Raw genomic sequence first — 15,836 nt, 5'->3', positions numbered from 1 at the left:
ACAGGATCACAGTTGCGTTTTGATCTTGTTCGATAACGGTAGCCGCCGCTCCTCGTTCCCTCTCGGCCGCCTTTCCGCTTTCGGTCATGCCGTATTTATGAGTTAACGGCCTACCGAAAGCCCTGGATCAACTCGAAGGCGAGCGAACCGCCTCCGTGGCGTCCAGAGCCTGCTTCAGGCGCGAGTCGCGGTCGTAGACGTCGCCGAAATATTCGACCTTGCCGGACAGATCAGGCCAGGCGGTGAAATAGGCGACATAGACCGGGATCGTGCGTGTCACATTCTCGGTCGAGTGGCCGTGCTTCAGCTTCTCGGCGATATAGTCCACGGAGGTGCCAAGCACCGCCGCCGCCATGCCGCGCGGGTCCTGCAGCCGCACGCAGCCATGGCTGAGCGCGCGCATATCTCGCTGGAAGAATGATTTCTGCGGCGTGTCGTGCATGTAGATCGCGTGCTTGTTGGGGAACAGGATCTTCAACTCGCCCAGCGCGTTGGCCTCGCTCGGCTGCTGGCGCACGCTGTAGGGGATGTTCGCGCCATAGGCGCCCCAGTTGACCGCCGACGAAGGAATGCGCTTGCCGCGCGAATCCGTCACCTCATAGCCGGACCGGTCGAGATAGCCCGGATCGTTGCGCAATCTCGGCAGCATCTCGTTGACGATGATCGATTGCGGCACGCCCCAATAGGGATGGAAATCGACCTGCTTGATCTGGTCGTAGAAGAAGGAGGTCTGGTTGGTGGTCCGGCCAACGACGACACGCGTCTTGAGCTTTTCCTCGCCATTGTCGATGTAGCTCGCGGTGAAGGCCGGCTGGTTGATGAAGACGCGCGGGCTGCCTAGATCGGACGGCAGCCAGCGCAGTTCCTCCAGCGCCACTTCCACCTTCAGCAGCTTGTCGGCCTTGGATGTTCCGGCCAGCGTCGCGACGGTGCGCGGGCCGATGACGCCGTCGCCCTTCATGCCTGCCTTTTGCTGCACAGCCTTGATGACCGGGACCAGTTCCGGATCATAGACTTCGCTGGTGGCCAGCCTGGACAGGATCTCGCCATAGGCGCCGCCCATCTCGTCATCGAGATTGCGCGCGATCAAGGTCAGCAGCTTCGGCAGTTCGGGGCTGGTTTCGCCCGGCTTCAGCAACAGTTTGGGGTCGACGACGATTTCGTTTTCCGCACTGGCCTGCAGAGATTCGAGTTCGACGCGCAGCGCCTGGTATTCCGCATTCTGCGGATGCCGCGATTCGAGATAGGTGCGCACTTGCTGGGTATGCGCCAGCGTCCTCAGCACGCCTTGCAAGTCGAGCGGCTTGGCCGGGAAATCATAGTAGCCGGTCATGCGGTTGGGATCGACGCGGCCGTTCTGGGCGTCATGGGCATAGCGCAGCACACGCGCGGAAAGCGCCATCTCGAAACGGACGAGTTCTTTCAGTTGCGCATTGGCGTCAGTCGTCGATGCGCCGGCAGCGGGCACTTCGACCGTATAGTCGGCGGGCGTGAGACCATAGCTTGAAGCCTCGCCAAGCACCCGAACCGCATCCTGCGCACGGCTGTTGAGGCTGGTTCCGCTTATCCAGATGAAATCCGGATTGGCCGAGTAATACGCGATCAGCGCCTTGGCGATGTCGGGCTCGGCTAAGAGTTCGTAGTCACCCAGGCTGGCAACCGCTTCACGAAACGCAGCGCCCGTTGCCGACGGCACGAAAGCCGCATCCTGTGGCGTCGCCGGCTCTGGCGTCGGGGCCAGCGCCGAGAAGTCGACGCGAACCAGCCGGTCCGCCTTGTAGGTGTAATAGGATGGGCTGCTGATTCTCGCGCCGCCACCGCCACCGCTGGCCGGAGCCTTCGGCTTTGGCTTGTGCTTCGGTGGCGGGGGCGGAAACTCGCCTTTCGGCGCGTGCTTTACGCCGCCGCCGAAAAGCATGTCGAACAGCCCCTGCGCGCCTGCCTGGGGTACACCGAAAGCCAGCGTTGCCGCGATCGCCACCAGCGGCATCACGGTTGCTTTGTTTCCGAGGAATTTCATGAATCACCCGCTCCGGCCGCAACCGGTTCCCGTTCCGCACGCTAGATCGTCCCGCTCACCGCATGGCGGATGTAAGGCGCGACTATACTGATTCATACCGATTTCGTTAAGCTTTCATAAATTTTGGAAAGCCTGTTGCAGAACGGTTTCACAAGATCGTGACGGCTGGAGCGGAGGGTTGTTCCGCCCCAGCCGGAAATCTCTCGGGATCAGGCGTTGGCGCCGCCATCGATGGTCAGGGCAGCGCCGGTTACGAAGCGGCCTTCAGGGCCTGCAAGCCAGGCGACCATGCCGGCAATGTCATCGGCCTTGCCGAAACGCGGTGTTGCCATTTTCCGGCGCTGATGCTCGGCATGCGGGCCGTCGGCCGGGTTCATGTCGGTGTCGGTCGAACCGGGATGGACGACGTTGGCGGTGATGCCGCGCGGGCCGAGGTCGCGCGCCAGCGCCTTGGTCAGGCCGACCAGCGCCGCCTTGCTGGCCGAATAGGCCGTGAGGCTGCCGTCGGTCGCCCTCTCGGCAAGGTTGCTGCCGATCGAGATGATGCTGCCGCCCTCACCCATATGCACGGCCGCCGCCTTCGAGGCGATGAATGGGGCCCGGAGATTGACCTCCATGGTCTCGTCGAAATCTGCGAGCGACAGCGTGTCGATGGGGGCGGCCCGCCAGATGCCGGCGCTGTTGACCAGGATGTCGAGCCGGCCGAAGGCGGTCACTGCGTCATCGACGGCCTTGTCTATGGCCACCGCATCGCGATTGTCGGCCCTGATCGCGATGGCGCGGCCGCCCTTGGCCTCGATTTCGGCGACAACCGAGCGGGCCTGCTCCTCGCCATGCACATAAGTCAGCGCGACACTGGCGCCGTCGGCCGCGAGCCGTCGCGCAATCGCCGCACCGATGCCGCGACTGCCGCCGGTGACGAGCGCGGCCTTGCCGCCCAGTTGGTTGGATGACATCGATTTCTCCTTTTGTAACGATCGACACATAAATACCTGTCAGCCTTGCCCGTCGGCGTCAACTTAATTATGTATCGATCAACACAGAAAAGAGCATCATGTCGGAACGAGGCCGCCCCCGCACTTTCGATCGAACCGCAGCGCTGCGCCGCGCGATGGAGGTGTTCTGGGCCCGTGGTTACGAAGGCGCATCGATGAGCGAGCTGACCGCCGCCATGGGCATCAACTCGCCCAGCCTCTACGCTGCCTTCGGCAGCAAGGAGGCGCTGTTCCTGGAGGCGACGGATTTTTACTCGCACACCGAGGGTGCCGACATCTGGCTGGCGCTGGAGGAAGCTCCGACCGCGCGGCAGGCGATCGAACAATTCCTGAGCCTGACGGCGAGGGCCTATGCGCAGAGCGATCGTCCGCAAGGCTGCCTGATCACGCTGGGCGCACTGCATCAGGATTCGAGCCGCGGCGCCATCTGCGACGACCTGCGCCGTCGTCGCGCCGAAAACCACACCGCACTGCAGAAGCGTCTGGAGCGCGGCGTTGCCGAAGGCGAATTGCCGGCGGATTTCGATGCGAGCGCCGCCGCGACCTTCTTCGCCACGGTCCAGCACGGCATGTCGATCCAGGCGCGCGACGGCGCCTCGCACAATGCCCTGCTGGCGACGGTAGCCGGGGCCATGGCGGCCTGGAGGACGCTGGCCGGCGGCAGCGCGGCGTGACAAACGCCGGCTGGTGTGCTCGAAATCCGCCAGCAAGGCCGGGAGGGATGAGAGCGTGAAAAAGGGTTATCGCGAGCTGCTGGACGAGGCGAACGCCGTGATCGAGGTGGTTTCGCCGGAGGAGGCGGCCGGGCTGCTCGACGATGAAGACACCATCTTCGTCGATCTGCGCGATCCACGCGAAGTGGAACGCGACGGCCGGATTCCGGGCGCCAAGCACGTCACGCGCGGCATGCTGGAGTTCTGGATCGACCCCGAAAGCCCTTACCACAAGCCGTTCTTCGCCTCGGGCAAGAACTTCGTGTTCTTCTGCGCCGGCGGCTGGCGCTCGGCGCTGGCCACAAAGATGGCGCAGGACATGGGGCTTTCGCCGGTCAAGCACATCCTTGGCGGCTACACCGCCTGGAAGGCCGCCGGACTGCCGGTCGAGCCCGGCGAGAAGAAGAAATAATCTCGACCGCCGCTCAGTGAAGCAGCAATGGCTCGCGATGCGTCACGAAGCCGACCGCGCGTTCGACCACGCCCTTGTCGGCGAGAATACGGCGGTGGCCGAGCCCGTCGGCCCAGTAGAGCCGCACATGGCCGCCGGCGCCGGCATAGCGCCTTGCATGATCGGCCGATACTTCGCGGTCGTCCTGCGCATGGATGACCAGGGTCGGCACCGGCGCCTGGGCAAGTTGGCGGTCGCCGGTGAATTCGTGCAGGGGGCGGCCGGAAAGATGCTCGACCCGGTCCGCCATGGCGGCTTGCGAGCGCGGGCCGACATTGAGCATGCGGCTGAAGTCGGCAAAGATCGCCGGCAGGGAACTTGGCGCCGCGATCAGCACCAGGCGTTCGGCCGCCAGCGGCGGGATGTTCTTGACCGAACCGGCGATGGCGTTGGCGGCGACGGCGCCGCCGAAGGAATGGCCGACCGCCGCCACGAAGGGGCCGAACCATTCGCCGGCAACCCGCACCGCATCCACCGCATTGACCATGTTCAGGCGCCGGCCCTGCGACTGGCCGTGGCCGGGCAGGTCAAGCGAAACGACCCGGTGGCCGGCGGCGCGATAACCTTCGATCAAGGCGCGCATATATTCGGTGCGCGAGCGCCAGCCATGGACGACGAGCACCGTGCCGGCGGCCGCCCTGCCCGGCTCCGGGCGGAACTCGTGCACCATGACGCAGCCGGTCGCGGTCTTCAGCCGGTGATGACGCGCCTCGGTCATGAACCCGGCCGCACGGTCGACAGCACGGCGCTCGCCATCGCTGAGCGCCTTGACATTCGGGGTGCGGCAGAACAATTCGAACGCCGCGCGTCCGCTAAGCCGCGGCGCGACACGCTCTGCCGCACCGAACACGCCCCGGATGACCTTCAGCCCGAATGATGCCATAGTGAAAATCCATCCATACGTTCAAGCATGAACATAATAGTTCAAAGATGAACAATAAACAAGAGCTGCCTTGGGATAACCCGCGTTTCCGCAACTGGGTCGCGGTGGCGCGCGCCTGCCATGTGCTGGAGCGCACGCTGGCGGTGAAGCTTGCGCCGCTCGATTTGAAACCGGCGCAGCTCGACGTGCTGATGAACCTCTATCGCCACCCCGGCATGTCGCAGCACGATCTTGCCCGCAAGCTGCTCGTCGGCCGTTCCAACATCACCATGCTTTTGCCGCAGCTGGAAGCGCGTGGCCTGCTGCGCCGCGAAGGCGACGAGAAGGACAAGCGCATCCTGCGGCTTGCCCTCACCGAGGCTGGCGAGGCGCTGTTGATGCAGGCGCTGAAAGTGCACATGGCGCTGATAGAGAAGGCGATGAGCCAGTCTACGCCGGAGCAATGCGACATGATCGGCGAGCAGATGCGCAAGATCTATGATGTGCTGAAAGAGGCGTGACGGCCCCGCTACCACATCGTCTTCTTCGCCCGTTCCGGCCATTCCTTGTCGTAGGTTTCGCCGTCGATGTTCCTGCGGCTGGTGATTTCCAGGATCTGCCCGGGCGTCGGCAGCGACTTCGGGTCGACATGCCTTGCCGGGTTCCAGAGCTCGGAGCGGACGATGGCGCGGGCGCACTGGAAGTAGACCGAATCGATATCGACGACGGTTACCGATCGCGCCGCCTTGCCATCCACCGTGAATGACGCGCACAGCGCTGTATCCGTGGTGATATGAGCGCGGCCGTTGACGCGCAGCGTCGTGCCGGAGCCAGGCACCAGGAACAGCAGGCCGACGCGCGGGTCGCGGATGATGTTTCTTAGCGAATCGGCGCGGTTGTTGCCGCGACGGTCCGGCATCATCAGCGTTTTCGGATCGTGGATGCGCACGAAGCCGGCGAGATCGCCGCGCGGCGAGCAGTCCAGCCCCTCCGGCCCGTTGGTTGCCAGCGCGACAAAGGGCGAGGCTTCGATGAAGGCGGCATATTCGGGAATGATTTGGTCGAGTTCCTTGACCAGTGAGGCCTCGCCTGGAACGCCATAGAGCGCCTCGAGCTGTTCGACCGTGGTGATGACGGACATTTTTCTCGCCTCCAAACCTTTGCCGGCGCTACGCCATCTCGATGACGTTTTGACGACAGCGAGCGGAATCAATCTAGTGGTCCCGGCTCAGGCCCTTTTCCGCAAGCTCCGCGAGATAGGCTTCCCAGCGCGCATCCTTCTCGTGGCCGAGCGTGTGCAGGTAATTCCAGGTGAAGATGCCGGTGTCGTGGAAATCGTCGAAGGTGATGCGCACAGCATAGTTTCCGACCGGCTCGATCTTCAGGATCGCCACATTGCGCTTGCCAGGAACCGTCACCCGCTGATCCGGCGAATGGCCCTGCACCTCGGCCGATGGCGAGGCGACGCGCAGCAGTTCCGCCGGCAGTTCGAACGGCCGATGGTCGGGAAAGGTTACGGACAGAAGTTTGCGGTCCTTCGAGACCCGGAGTTCTTTCGGTGCGGTCATGCTGTTCGATCCCGTATCATCCGCCCTTCCCTACGCCGCTTCGCCAAACGGGAAAAGGCCTGATGAGACCGACCGACATGCGATGTCGGCTGAGAGATGTTACAAAAGATCAACACCGGCTATCTTGAATGCCAGTCCGTATCGTATCACATAGCGGTATATAACGAAGCCGTTCACGGCCACGGGAAGCGCTTGAAGCATGGACATGATTGATCCTTTCGGCCGCACGATCAGCTATCTCCGCGTGTCGGTCACCGACCGCTGCGATTTCCGCTGCACCTATTGCATGGCCGAAGACATGGCCTTCCTGCCGAAGAGGGACCTGCTGTCGCTGGAAGAGCTTGACCGGCTGTGCACGGTTTTCATCGAGAAGGGCGTCAGGCGATTGCGCCTCACCGGCGGTGAGCCACTGGTGCGCAAGAACATCATGCATCTCGTGCGCCAGCTCTCGCGGCACCTCGACAGCGGCGCGCTGGAAGAACTGACGCTGACCACCAACGGCTCGCAGCTGTCGCGCTTTGCCGCCGAACTCGCCGATTGCGGCGTCAAGCGCATCAACGTGTCGCTCGATACGCTCGATGCCGACAAGTTCCACAAGATCACCCGCTGGGGCCATCTCGACAAGGTCATGCAAGGCATCGATGCCGCGCAGGCGGCGGGGCTGAAGGTCAAGCTCAACGCGGTGGCATTGAAGGATTTCAACGACGCCGAGCTGCCCGAGATGATGCGCTGGGCGCATGGCCGCGGCATGGACTTGACGGTCATCGAAACCATGCCGATGGGCGAGATCGATGCCGACCGCACCGACCAGTATCTGCCGCTGTCGCTGCTGCGCGCGTCGCTGGAACGCCAGTTCACGCTGACCGACATTCCCTTCAAGACCGGCGGCCCGGCCCGCTATGTCCAGGTCGCCGAGACTGGCGGACGGCTCGGCTTCATCACGCCGATGACGCATAATTTCTGCGAAAGCTGCAACCGCGTCCGGCTGACCTGCACCGGCACCCTCTATATGTGCCTGGGCCAGGAAGATGCCGCCGACCTGCGCGCGCCCTTGCGCGCCTCCGAAGGCAACGAGCTGGTCGCCGATGCAATAGACGAAGCCATCGGCCGCAAGCCCAAGGGCCACGACTTCATCATCGACCGCCGCACCAGCCGCCCATCGGTGTCACGCCATATGAGCGTCACCGGCGGCTGATCTTTTCGTGAAATTCATGCAAGATCGCTTCGGATCATGACTCAAGGCGAGCATGCGGCCGCACTCTTCATTCCTGGCGATTGCGACAATGGCAGCAAGCAGTGCGGTCGCCGCGCCGTTCACTTATGTGAACGAGCGCTTCGGCACCGTCTGCACCTTTCCCGACGAAATCTTCACCGATCGCCAGCCGGAGCCCGATAATGGCGCCGGCAGCAATGGCTGAGCGCCGATGGCGCCAGCCTGATCTGCTCCGGCATCCTCAACATAGACAACGATACGCCGAAGGGCTTTGTGGCGGCCGAGAAGGCCAGCGATGAAGCCGGCTACAAGGTGACCTATGGCAAGGCCGGCAGCGATTGGGCGGTGCTGTCGGGCGTTAAGGATGGAAAGATCTTTTACGAGCGACGTCTGTTTGGGAGAGACGGTATCATCCGCACGGTCTGGGTCGACTACCCTCCGGCCCTGAAGTCGAAATACGACCCGCTGGTCGGCGCCATTGCCGGCAGTCTCAAGGGGTCGTGAAAGTTTCGGACCACACCCCAGAAAAAGTCTTGTTCGCGAACCACAGCCGGATTTACGGCCAGTCTGTTCCAACCTACCCTTTCCCTGGAAGCGGATCTTCGCTCACAGGGGGAATACACCATGCGCAAACTCGTTCTTTCTCTAGCCTTGCTTGGTCTCGCGGCCGCGCCCGCTGCGGCACAGTCGATCGGCGGCACCTATACCGTCGCTGGCACCAACTTCGACGGCTCGGCCTATGGCGGCGAAGCCACCATCACGCTGACCAGCGGGACGACCTGCGCGATCCATTGGGAAACCGGTGGCTCATCTTCCGACGGCATCTGCATGCGCAACGATGATGCCTTCTCGGCCGGCTATGTCATGAGCAAGGATATCGGCCTCGTCGTCTACAAGATGACGGACGACGGCTCGTTGCATGGTCTGTGGACCATCGCCGGCAAGGAAGGCAATGGCACCGAGGTGCTGACGCCGAAGAAGTAAGTTCTGCCGCCATTGCAGGTGATCTTCTGAGCCACAAACAAGGCTGTGGCCCAGCCCTTTGCTGTTGCTGTTTCACGCCCGGCTGTTACAGGCTTGCTGCCTAAAGCGCGTCGCGTTTGAACGGATTCAGGCGACGCGCTTTAGGTCTTTGTTTCTTATGCGTGTCGTTTCCCCAAAACCGAGGTCACTTTTGGGCGACATGCATTAGCAGAACCGGTAGCCGTCTTGCCCCTGTCACCAAATATTCGCGGCGCGTTGTTCATGATGGTGGCGATGGCCGGCTTCTGCCTCAACGATGCCATCACCAAATACTCGTCACAATCGATGAACATGGCGCAGGTCATGTTGATCCGTGGGGCTTTCGCTTCGCTTTTCGTCGGCTTGCTCGCCTGGCAGCGCGGCGCGCTCGCCCGCCCGGGTTCGATGCTGCAGCCTCTGGTGGCCCTGCGCGTGATCAGCGAGGCCGGTGCCACGGTGAGTTTTCTCGTCGCCCTCGCCCATTTGCCGATCGCCAATGTTTCGGCGGTGCTGCAGGCGCTGCCACTGGCGGTGACGATGGGGGCCGCACTCGTCTTTGGCGAGGCTGTCGGCTGGCGGCGCTGGCTGGCCATCGCCATCGGATTTGCCGGCGTGCTGATTATCGTTCGGCCTGGCTTCGAAGGGTTCAGCATCTACTCGCTGGCGGCGCTGGCCAGCGTTGCCTGTTGTGCGGTGCGCGATCTCGCCACCAAGCGAATCCCGGAGGCCATTCCGACATTGCTGGTGTCGACGGCAACCGCGCTTGCCATGACCATCGTCGGTGCGGCGCTGTTGCCGGCAATGGGCGGCTGGACGCCGATGACGAGGGACAGCACAGCCCTGCTGGCCTTGGCCGCGGTGCTGGTGGTGATCGGCTACCAGTTCATCATCATGGCGATGCGGGCGGGCGACATCTCCTTCATCGCGCCGTTCCGCTATACGGCCCTGATCTGGTCGATCCTGCTTGGCCTGTTCATCTTCGCCGATATCCCCGATCCGCCGATGATCGTCGGCGCCACCATCATCATCGGCTCCGGCCTTTATGCGCTCTACCGCGAGCGTGTGGTCGGCCGGCGAAAGATCGTCGCCGAAAGCACGGGGCCGACAATGGTGCCTGACGGAATCTAGCCAGATCATTGAAGGTTCTTGTGATTTCCGACGGCTGGCGTACAGGCTTCGTGGCATGAAGCGAGACATTGCGGGGATCATCCTGGCCGGTGGCCAGTCGAGACGGATGGGCGGTGGCGACAAGAGCCTGTTGCCGCTTGGCGATGGCTGCCTGCTTGACCAGGTCGTGTCGCGCTTCACCCCGCAAATAGAATCGCTGGCGCTCAGCGCCAATGGCGCCCCTGCGCGATTCCTGCGCTTTGGACTGCCGGTGCTTGCCGACAGCGTGCCCGGCTTTGCCGGGCCGCTCGCCGGAATCCTGACCGGCCTCGAATGGGCCGCTGCCAATACGTCTTGCAAAGCGATCGTCAGTGCTGCCGGCGACACGCCTTTCCTGCCGTTGAACCTTGTCGAGCGTCTGGCAGCGGCCGCCGAACGAAGTCCCAGTTCGATTGCCGTAGCCTGCTCGGCCGGCAAGCGGCACCCGACCTTCGCGCTCTGGCCGCTCGGCTGCCGCGATGCCTTGCGGCACTTTCTGGTCGACGAGGATATCAGGCGGGTTTCGGCTTTCATCGACCGGCACGGTTTTGTCGAGGTGGAATTCCCGGTTCTGCAATCGGCGGGGATCGACCCTTTCTTCAACATCAACGAACCGGACGATCTTGTGTCTGCCGAGCGTCTGTTGCAGAGCATCAAGCCATGAACAGACGCGTCTTCGGCATCACCGGCTGGAAGAATTCCGGCAAGACGACTTTGACCGAAAGGCTGGTCACCGAACTTGTCCGGCGCGGCTGGAAGGTGTCGACGGTGAAACACGCCCATCATGATTTCGACATCGACAAACCGGGTGCCGACAGTTTTCGCCACCGGCAGGCCGGCGCCACCGAAGTCGCGATCGTCTCCGGCGTTCGCTGGGCACTGATGCACGAGCTGCGCGGCGAGGATGAGCCGACATTGGAGACTGTCCTGTCGCGGCTTGCCCCTTGCGACCTGGTGCTGGTCGAGGGCTACAAGCGCGAAGCCCACGACAAGATCGAAACCCGCCGGCTGGATGCGAAGGACCGCACGCCGCTTTCGGCGGAGGATCCCAACATCGTCGCTGTCGCCGCCGATTTTGCGATTGAAGGCGAGCAGCTGCCGGTATTCGATCTCGACGATGCAAAATCGATAGCCGACTTCATCGAGCGCACCACCGGGCTCGTTGCTTGAGCGCTGACGCAACGGCAGAATAGCCTTGCCCATTTTTACGGTTTTGCAGTTGCTTTTTTCTTGGAAAGAGTGGGAGTATCGCGCCAGCGGGCGGTCAAAAGCACCGCCCCACAGAGCCGTTCGGAACGACGGCCGGGACCATAAAGAGAGGACCATCATGCGTATTTCACTGCGTATCGCGCTTGCCGCATCGGCCGCGCTGCTGACGCTCGGCGTCGCCCAGGCCCAGGAAAAGACCCTGAGGATCGGCACCGAAGGCGCCTACCCACCCTTCAACAACCTTACCGCCGATGGCCAGCTCGTAGGCTTCGACATCGACATCGCCAAGGCGCTTTGTGATGAGATGAAGGTCAAGTGCACCTTCGTCGCCCAGGATTGGGACGGCATCATTCCCGCCCTTCAGGCCGGCAAGTTCGACGCCATCGTCGCCTCGATGTCGATCACGCCGGAGCGGATGGAAAAGGTCGATTTCTCGCACAAATACTACAACACGCCGTCGGCGCTCGCCGTGCCGAAGGACAGCACGCTGAAAGGCGTGACCAAGGAAGACCTCGCCGGCAAGACCATCGGCGTCGCCACCACCACGACGCATTTCAACTATGCCTCGAAGACCTACACCGACAGCACCGTGAAGGGCTATCCGAGCAGCCCCGAGGAGCAGGCAGATCTTGCCAATGGTCGTCTCGACGCCATCGAGGACGATATCGTCGTGCTGCAGCAGTTTCTGGATTCGCCTGATGGCGCCTGCTGCAAGATCCTCGGCCAGCCGTCGCCGCAGCCGGTCGAGATCTTCGGGCCTGGCGCCGGCATTGCCGTGCGCAAGGGCGAAACCGACCTGGTCAACAAGCTCAACTCGGCCATCGACGCCATTCGCGCCAATGGAAAATACAAGGAAATCAACGACAAGTACTTCAAGTTCGACGTCTACGGCGCCGAGTCCTGATAAGGTCAAGACGGCGGGGAATTTCCCCGCCGTCCTTCTATTCATCTCAGGAATGCCGTGGAGATAAGACCGGTCGATGCCAGCCCAGAGCATATGGACACTTCTCAGTTGGGGACCCGAAGGCTGGCTTGACGATATTGCCTATGGCGCACTGATCACCATTGCGCTTGCGCTTGCCACGCTGCCGATCGGATTGACGATCGGCTTTTTCATTGCCCTCGCCAAGCAGTCCGAAGAACCATCGCTGCGCCTTGCCGCCAACATCTACACCACGGTCTTTCGCGGCCTGCCGGAACTGGTGACGCTTTTCCTGTTCTTCTTCGGCATGCCGATCCTGCTGCAGCATCTCGTCAGGTATTTCCGGCCGGACACCACCATCGACGTCAACAGCTTCGTCGCCGGCATGATCGTGCTTGCGCTGATCTTCTCGTCCTATGCCAGCGAGGTTTTTCTTTCCGCCTTCCGCGCCATTCCCAAAGGCCAGTATGAAGGCGGCTATGCCATTGGTCTTTCGAACTGGCTGACCATGCGCAAGGTGATCGTGCCGCAGCTGCTGCGCATCGCGTTCCCCGGCCTGGAAAACTGCTGGCTCAGCCTGCTCAAGGACACGTCGCTGGTGTCGGTCGTCGGCCTGGCCGAGACGCTGCGCAATGCCAGCATTGCCGCCCGCGTCACCAAGCATGCTTTCCTGTTCTTCGGTGTCGCCTCGCTGGTCTTTCTTGGCCTGGCCGTCCTGTCGTCCTTCGCCACCAGCGCGATCCTGCGCTCGCTTGGCCGGCGGGAGGCGCAGCGATGAGCGCCGCGGCCACCATGGTCGAACGGCCCCCGCCCCGGGCGCGCGGCTGGCCACGCAGGCGTATTGCCGGTTATGCGCTGGTCTGCCTGTGGATTTTGTTCGGCATTGGCATCGTCAGCTATCTGGTTCTTGCCTGGAACCCTGAGTTCTTCGCCAAATATGCGCCCGCCTATTTGAGCGGGCTTGGGGTTACGCTCGCGCTGGTTTCCATATCGATGGTGCTCGGCGCGATTCTGTCGGTGCCCGTCGCTTATGGGCGCATGTCCAAGAACCGGATTCTGTCCGGCCTCGCCTATTGCTACGTCTATTTCTTCCGCGGCACGCCGCTGCTGGTCCAGACCTATCTGGTCTACTACGGATTGGGCTCGTTCCGCGTCGAACTCCAGTCGGTCGGGCTTTGGGATTTTTTCAAGGACGCGTTCAATTGCGGCGTCTTTGCCTTTGCGCTCAACACCGCCGCCTATCAGGCCGAGATTCTGCGCGGCGCCATCGAGAGCGTGCCAAGAGGGCAATGGGAAGGGGCGGCATCGCTTGGCCTGCACAAACTGCAAACCTTGCGCAAGATCATCCTGCCGCAAGCCTTGATCGTCGCCTTGCGGCCCTATGGCAACGAACTGATCCTGATGGTCAAGGCTTCCGCCATCGTCGCCATCATCACGGTCTATGATCTGATGGGCAATGCCAAGCTCGCCTTCGCCAACTCGTTCGACATCCAGGCCTATATCTGGGTCGCGCTCGTCTATCTGGTGATGGTCGAGATATTGCGTCATGGCGTCGAATGGATCGAGCGCCGGATCACCGTTCACCTGAAACGCTGACTATTTTCAAATTCAGCTGCACCAGTCGATCCTGCCCTGCGCATCTTGACGAATTGCGCGCAGAGCCTAGACGTCTCGCAGCAAATTCCGTTTCTGAAGGGCAAGCTCATGGCATCTGTTGCATTTCTCGGTCTTGGCGTGATGGGCTATCCGATGGCCGGGCACTTGAAGAACAAGGGCGGCCATGACGTGACCGTCTACAATCGCACCAAGGCCAAGGCCGAGCAATGGGTTGGCCAGCATGGCGGTAGCCTTGCGGCGACGCCAGCACAGGCCGCCGAAGGCAAGGATTTTGTCTTCTCCTGTGTCGGCAATGACGACGATTTGCGTTCGGTGACGACCGGTCCGGAAGGCGCCTTCAAATCGATGAAGAAGGGTTCGGTCTTCATCGACAACACCACGGCCTCGGCCGAGGTCGCTCGCGAGCTGGCGGCGGCGGCGCAAGTCGGTGGTTTTTCGTTTCTCGACGCGCCTGTCTCGGGCGGCCAGGCCGGCGCCGAGAACGGCGTGCTGACCGTCATGGTCGGCGGCGAGCAGGACGCTTTCGACAAAGCGAAGCCTGTCATCGACGCCTTTGCCCGCATGGTCGGCTTGATGGGATCGGCCGGTGCCGGCCAGCTCACCAAGATGATCAACCAGATCACCATAGCCGGGCTCGTCCAGGGCCTGGCCGAAGGCATCCATTTCGGCAAGAAGGCCGGGCTCGACATCGAGAAGGTGATAGAGGTGATTTCCAAGGGTGCCGCCGGCTCCTGGCAGATGGAGAACCGCCACAAGACGATGAACGCCGGCAAATATGATTTCGGCTTCGCCGTCGACTGGATGCGCAAGGATCTCGGCATCTGCCTGGCCGAGGCCGACCGCAATGGCGCCAGACTGCCGGTCACCGCACTCGTCGACCAGTTCTACAAGGATGTGCAGGCGATGGGCGGCAAGCGCTGGGACACGTCCTCGCTGCTCGCCCGTCTCGAGAAATAGGTTTCCGCGGTGCCAGAGCTCTCGCCTCAATCCAGTGCTGCAGAAATCGTCGCCCATCTGCGCGCTATCGGATCGGAGGAGAACCGCCTCGGCATGTTGCGCTACGGCATCAAGATCGACCGTGCACTTGGTATCACGCACGGCATGCAGCGGCAGATCGCCAGGAAGATCAAACGCAACCACGAGCGCGCCTTCGAGCTATGGGACACCGGCATCATGGAGGCGCAGTTCATCGCCTCCGTCACGGCTGACCCGAAACGGTTTTCTGCTGAAGATGCAAGACGATGGGCGGCTAGTTTCGACTCCTGGGACATCGTCGACGGCGTCTCGGATCTCTTTGTCGATACGGACGCCTGGAAAGAACTGATCGCCGAGTTTGCGGCCGATGAGCGGGAGTTCGTTCGGCGCACGGCCTTCGCCATGATGGCCTGGTCCGTCGTCCACCGGAAGAAGGAGCCAGGGGCGACCTTCCTCTCCTTCCTGCCGATCATCGAAACGCATGCGAACGACAGCCGCAATTTCGTGAAGAAGGCCGTGAACTGGGCGCTTCGGTCGATCGGCAAACGATCGATGGACATGCACGGTGTTGCCCTGGCTGCCGCCGAACGGCTGGCGCAGTCGGCCGACAGGACGGCGCGCTGGATCGGCAAGGACGCGGTAAGGGAGCTGTCCAATGCCAAGACGCTGGCGCGGATCGCCGCAAGGAAAGGCTGACGGCGCGGAAACCCGCTTTCCGGCATGTCTGGATCTCGCCGACATGTGATGCGGCTGCCGACATGTGATGCGGCGGGAGCGTTGACGTCGCTGACGGCGGCGTCTTTACTTGAGCTTCAAAGGGACGCGGCCAATGAGCAATCCTCTGAAATCAACCATAATGCTCGCAACTGCGTTGTTTGTGTCCGCTGCCGCCGATGCCGCGGCCGAGACCGCGCACATATTCTGGAAGGATCTGCGTCCGGCAACGCAATCCGCCGCCGAAAACGTCGGGCTGCCGATGATCGCGGCAAAATTGCCCGACCATGGCGAGACGCTGTCCGTCAATCTTCAGGACAAAAGCATTCAGCTAGCCGGCTACGCATTGCCGGTCGATCGCGACGGCGATCTCGTCTATCAGTTCCTGCTGGTGCCGTGGACGGGTGCGTGCAGCCACATGCCGACGCC

Annotated in this window: 21 protein-coding genes; 16 read left to right on the top strand and 5 right to left on the bottom strand. The window is 62.4% G+C overall.

What is annotated here, in order from left to right:
• Window positions 1-127: 127 nt before the first annotated feature.
• Together EOB80_RS09210 and EOB80_RS09205 are read right to left on the bottom strand one after the other, a co-directional pair.
• Window positions 128-2,020, bottom strand: a complete 1,893-nt coding sequence (locus EOB80_RS09210) for a murein L,D-transpeptidase (RefSeq protein WP_127327412.1) — start codon at window positions 2,018-2,020, stop codon at window positions 128-130.
• Between the two features lie 209 nt (window positions 2,021-2,229).
• Window positions 2,230-2,976, bottom strand: coding sequence for a 3-oxoacyl-ACP reductase family protein (locus EOB80_RS09205; protein WP_127327411.1), 747 nt, complete (start codon window positions 2,974-2,976; stop codon window positions 2,230-2,232).
• Between the two features lie 98 nt (window positions 2,977-3,074).
• Between EOB80_RS09205 and EOB80_RS09200 the strand changes: the two genes are divergently transcribed.
• Window positions 3,075-3,689: a TetR/AcrR family transcriptional regulator gene (locus EOB80_RS09200; RefSeq protein WP_127327410.1), complete on the top strand. Its 615-nt coding sequence runs from the start codon at window positions 3,075-3,077 to the stop codon at window positions 3,687-3,689.
• Window positions 3,690-3,744: 55 nt separating this feature from the next.
• The gene (locus tag EOB80_RS09195) at window positions 3,745-4,140 is read left to right on the top strand and encodes a rhodanese-like domain-containing protein (RefSeq protein WP_127327409.1); all 396 of its coding nucleotides are present in this window, start codon (window positions 3,745-3,747) and stop codon (window positions 4,138-4,140) included.
• Window positions 4,141-4,153: 13 nt separating this feature from the next.
• Here EOB80_RS09195 and EOB80_RS09190 read toward each other — a convergent pair whose 3' ends face one another.
• On the bottom strand, window positions 4,154-5,062 hold the full coding sequence (locus tag EOB80_RS09190; RefSeq protein WP_127327408.1) for an alpha/beta hydrolase: 909 nt from the start codon (window positions 5,060-5,062) through the stop codon (window positions 4,154-4,156).
• Window positions 5,063-5,109: 47 nt separating this feature from the next.
• On the opposite strand from EOB80_RS09190, the gene EOB80_RS09185 reads away from it, so the two are divergent.
• On the top strand, window positions 5,110-5,562 hold the full coding sequence (locus tag EOB80_RS09185; RefSeq protein ID WP_023813960.1) for a MarR family transcriptional regulator: 453 nt from the start codon (window positions 5,110-5,112) through the stop codon (window positions 5,560-5,562).
• An 8-nt stretch (window positions 5,563-5,570) separates the two neighbouring features.
• Here EOB80_RS09185 and EOB80_RS09180 read toward each other — a convergent pair whose 3' ends face one another.
• Both EOB80_RS09180 and EOB80_RS09175 read right to left on the bottom strand, forming a co-directional pair.
• Window positions 5,571-6,182 carry a pyridoxamine 5'-phosphate oxidase family protein gene (locus EOB80_RS09180; RefSeq protein ID WP_127327407.1) on the bottom strand — a complete coding sequence of 204 codons (612 nt, stop codon included), beginning with the start codon at window positions 6,180-6,182 and terminating at the stop codon, window positions 5,571-5,573.
• Between the two features lie 73 nt (window positions 6,183-6,255).
• Window positions 6,256-6,609, bottom strand: a complete 354-nt coding sequence (locus EOB80_RS09175; RefSeq protein ID WP_127327406.1) for a DUF971 domain-containing protein — start codon at window positions 6,607-6,609, stop codon at window positions 6,256-6,258.
• Window positions 6,610-6,808: 199 nt separating this feature from the next.
• Here EOB80_RS09175 and moaA point away from each other — a divergent pair, with 199 nt between their 5' ends.
• From moaA to EOB80_RS09115, 13 genes are all read left to right on the top strand, one after another.
• Window positions 6,809-7,804, top strand: coding sequence for a GTP 3',8-cyclase MoaA (moaA, locus tag EOB80_RS09170; protein ID WP_127327405.1), 996 nt, complete (start codon window positions 6,809-6,811; stop codon window positions 7,802-7,804).
• Window positions 7,805-7,892: 88 nt separating this feature from the next.
• Complete coding sequence (locus EOB80_RS35835) at window positions 7,893-8,027, top strand: hypothetical protein (protein WP_281057960.1); 135 nt, start codon at window positions 7,893-7,895, stop codon at window positions 8,025-8,027.
• A 68-nt stretch (window positions 8,028-8,095) separates the two neighbouring features.
• Complete coding sequence (locus tag EOB80_RS35170; RefSeq protein WP_245466307.1) at window positions 8,096-8,326, top strand: hypothetical protein; 231 nt, start codon at window positions 8,096-8,098, stop codon at window positions 8,324-8,326.
• 120 nt (window positions 8,327-8,446) lie between these two features.
• Window positions 8,447-8,806: a hypothetical protein gene (locus EOB80_RS09160; RefSeq protein ID WP_127327404.1), complete on the top strand. Its 360-nt coding sequence runs from the start codon at window positions 8,447-8,449 to the stop codon at window positions 8,804-8,806.
• A gap of 225 nt (window positions 8,807-9,031) precedes the next feature.
• Complete coding sequence (locus EOB80_RS09155; protein ID WP_127327403.1) at window positions 9,032-9,952, top strand: DMT family transporter; 921 nt, start codon at window positions 9,032-9,034, stop codon at window positions 9,950-9,952.
• Between the two features lie 55 nt (window positions 9,953-10,007).
• Window positions 10,008-10,634 carry a molybdenum cofactor guanylyltransferase MobA gene (mobA, locus tag EOB80_RS09150; RefSeq protein WP_127327402.1) on the top strand — a complete coding sequence of 209 codons (627 nt, stop codon included), beginning with the start codon at window positions 10,008-10,010 and terminating at the stop codon, window positions 10,632-10,634.
• Window positions 10,631-11,140 carry a molybdopterin-guanine dinucleotide biosynthesis protein B gene (mobB, locus tag EOB80_RS09145; RefSeq protein WP_127269775.1) on the top strand — a complete coding sequence of 170 codons (510 nt, stop codon included), beginning with the start codon at window positions 10,631-10,633 and terminating at the stop codon, window positions 11,138-11,140. The genes mobA and mobB overlap by 4 nt, the downstream gene beginning before the upstream one ends.
• Window positions 11,141-11,297: 157 nt before the next feature.
• On the top strand, window positions 11,298-12,083 hold the full coding sequence (locus tag EOB80_RS09140) for an ABC transporter substrate-binding protein (protein ID WP_027036615.1): 786 nt from the start codon (window positions 11,298-11,300) through the stop codon (window positions 12,081-12,083).
• Window positions 12,084-12,159: 76 nt separating this feature from the next.
• Entirely contained in the window at window positions 12,160-12,879 is a 720-nt protein-coding gene (locus tag EOB80_RS09135; protein ID WP_127297297.1) for an ABC transporter permease, read from the top strand.
• A complete protein-coding gene (locus EOB80_RS09130; protein WP_127322082.1) occupies window positions 12,876-13,697 on the top strand; it encodes an ABC transporter permease in 822 nt (273 codons plus the stop codon). The genes EOB80_RS09135 and EOB80_RS09130 overlap by 4 nt, the downstream gene beginning before the upstream one ends.
• 108 nt (window positions 13,698-13,805) lie before the next feature.
• Window positions 13,806-14,675 carry an NAD(P)-dependent oxidoreductase gene (locus EOB80_RS09125; RefSeq protein WP_127322083.1) on the top strand — a complete coding sequence of 290 codons (870 nt, stop codon included), beginning with the start codon at window positions 13,806-13,808 and terminating at the stop codon, window positions 14,673-14,675.
• A gap of 9 nt (window positions 14,676-14,684) precedes the next feature.
• A complete protein-coding gene (locus EOB80_RS09120; RefSeq protein WP_127327401.1) occupies window positions 14,685-15,389 on the top strand; it encodes a DNA alkylation repair protein in 705 nt (234 codons plus the stop codon).
• Between the two features lie 133 nt (window positions 15,390-15,522).
• A partial coding sequence (locus EOB80_RS09115) for a DUF3299 domain-containing protein (RefSeq protein WP_245466306.1) occupies window positions 15,523-15,836 on the top strand: 314 nt, incomplete at its 3' end.

Origin of the sequence: Mesorhizobium sp. M7A.F.Ca.MR.245.00.0.0 (assembly GCF_003997415.1) — a bacterium.
Classification (GTDB): Bacteria; Pseudomonadota; Alphaproteobacteria; order Rhizobiales; family Rhizobiaceae; genus Mesorhizobium.
The sequence above is the reverse complement of the archived record's forward strand: the minus strand, read 5'-3'. Positions and strand labels throughout refer to the sequence as shown.

Excerpts from the sequence above, each read along its gene's own strand:
- EOB80_RS09130 (WP_127322082.1), top strand. The coding sequence starts at position 12,876 with ATGAGCGCCGCGGCCACCATGGTCGAACGGCCCCCGCCCCGGGCGCGC.
- EOB80_RS09210 (WP_127327412.1), bottom strand. The coding sequence starts at position 2,020 with ATGAAATTCCTCGGAAACAAAGCAACCGTGATGCCGCTGGTGGCGATC.
- EOB80_RS09205 (WP_127327411.1), bottom strand. The coding sequence starts at position 2,976 with ATGTCATCCAACCAACTGGGCGGCAAGGCCGCGCTCGTCACCGGCGGC.
- EOB80_RS35835 (WP_281057960.1), top strand. The coding sequence starts at position 7,893 with ATGGCAGCAAGCAGTGCGGTCGCCGCGCCGTTCACTTATGTGAACGAG.
- EOB80_RS09190 (WP_127327408.1), bottom strand. The coding sequence starts at position 5,062 with ATGGCATCATTCGGGCTGAAGGTCATCCGGGGCGTGTTCGGTGCGGCA.
- mobA (WP_127327402.1), top strand. The coding sequence starts at position 10,008 with ATGAAGCGAGACATTGCGGGGATCATCCTGGCCGGTGGCCAGTCGAGA.
- EOB80_RS09135 (WP_127297297.1), top strand. The coding sequence starts at position 12,160 with ATGCCAGCCCAGAGCATATGGACACTTCTCAGTTGGGGACCCGAAGGC.
- EOB80_RS09125 (WP_127322083.1), top strand. The coding sequence starts at position 13,806 with ATGGCATCTGTTGCATTTCTCGGTCTTGGCGTGATGGGCTATCCGATG.
- EOB80_RS09185 (WP_023813960.1), top strand. The coding sequence starts at position 5,110 with ATGAACAATAAACAAGAGCTGCCTTGGGATAACCCGCGTTTCCGCAAC.
- EOB80_RS09180 (WP_127327407.1), bottom strand. The coding sequence starts at position 6,182 with ATGTCCGTCATCACCACGGTCGAACAGCTCGAGGCGCTCTATGGCGTT.
- moaA (WP_127327405.1), top strand. The coding sequence starts at position 6,809 with ATGGACATGATTGATCCTTTCGGCCGCACGATCAGCTATCTCCGCGTG.
- mobB (WP_127269775.1), top strand. The coding sequence starts at position 10,631 with ATGAACAGACGCGTCTTCGGCATCACCGGCTGGAAGAATTCCGGCAAG.
- EOB80_RS09175 (WP_127327406.1), bottom strand. The coding sequence starts at position 6,609 with ATGACCGCACCGAAAGAACTCCGGGTCTCGAAGGACCGCAAACTTCTG.
- EOB80_RS09200 (WP_127327410.1), top strand. The coding sequence starts at position 3,075 with ATGTCGGAACGAGGCCGCCCCCGCACTTTCGATCGAACCGCAGCGCTG.
- EOB80_RS09160 (WP_127327404.1), top strand. The coding sequence starts at position 8,447 with ATGCGCAAACTCGTTCTTTCTCTAGCCTTGCTTGGTCTCGCGGCCGCG.
- EOB80_RS09140 (WP_027036615.1), top strand. The coding sequence starts at position 11,298 with ATGCGTATTTCACTGCGTATCGCGCTTGCCGCATCGGCCGCGCTGCTG.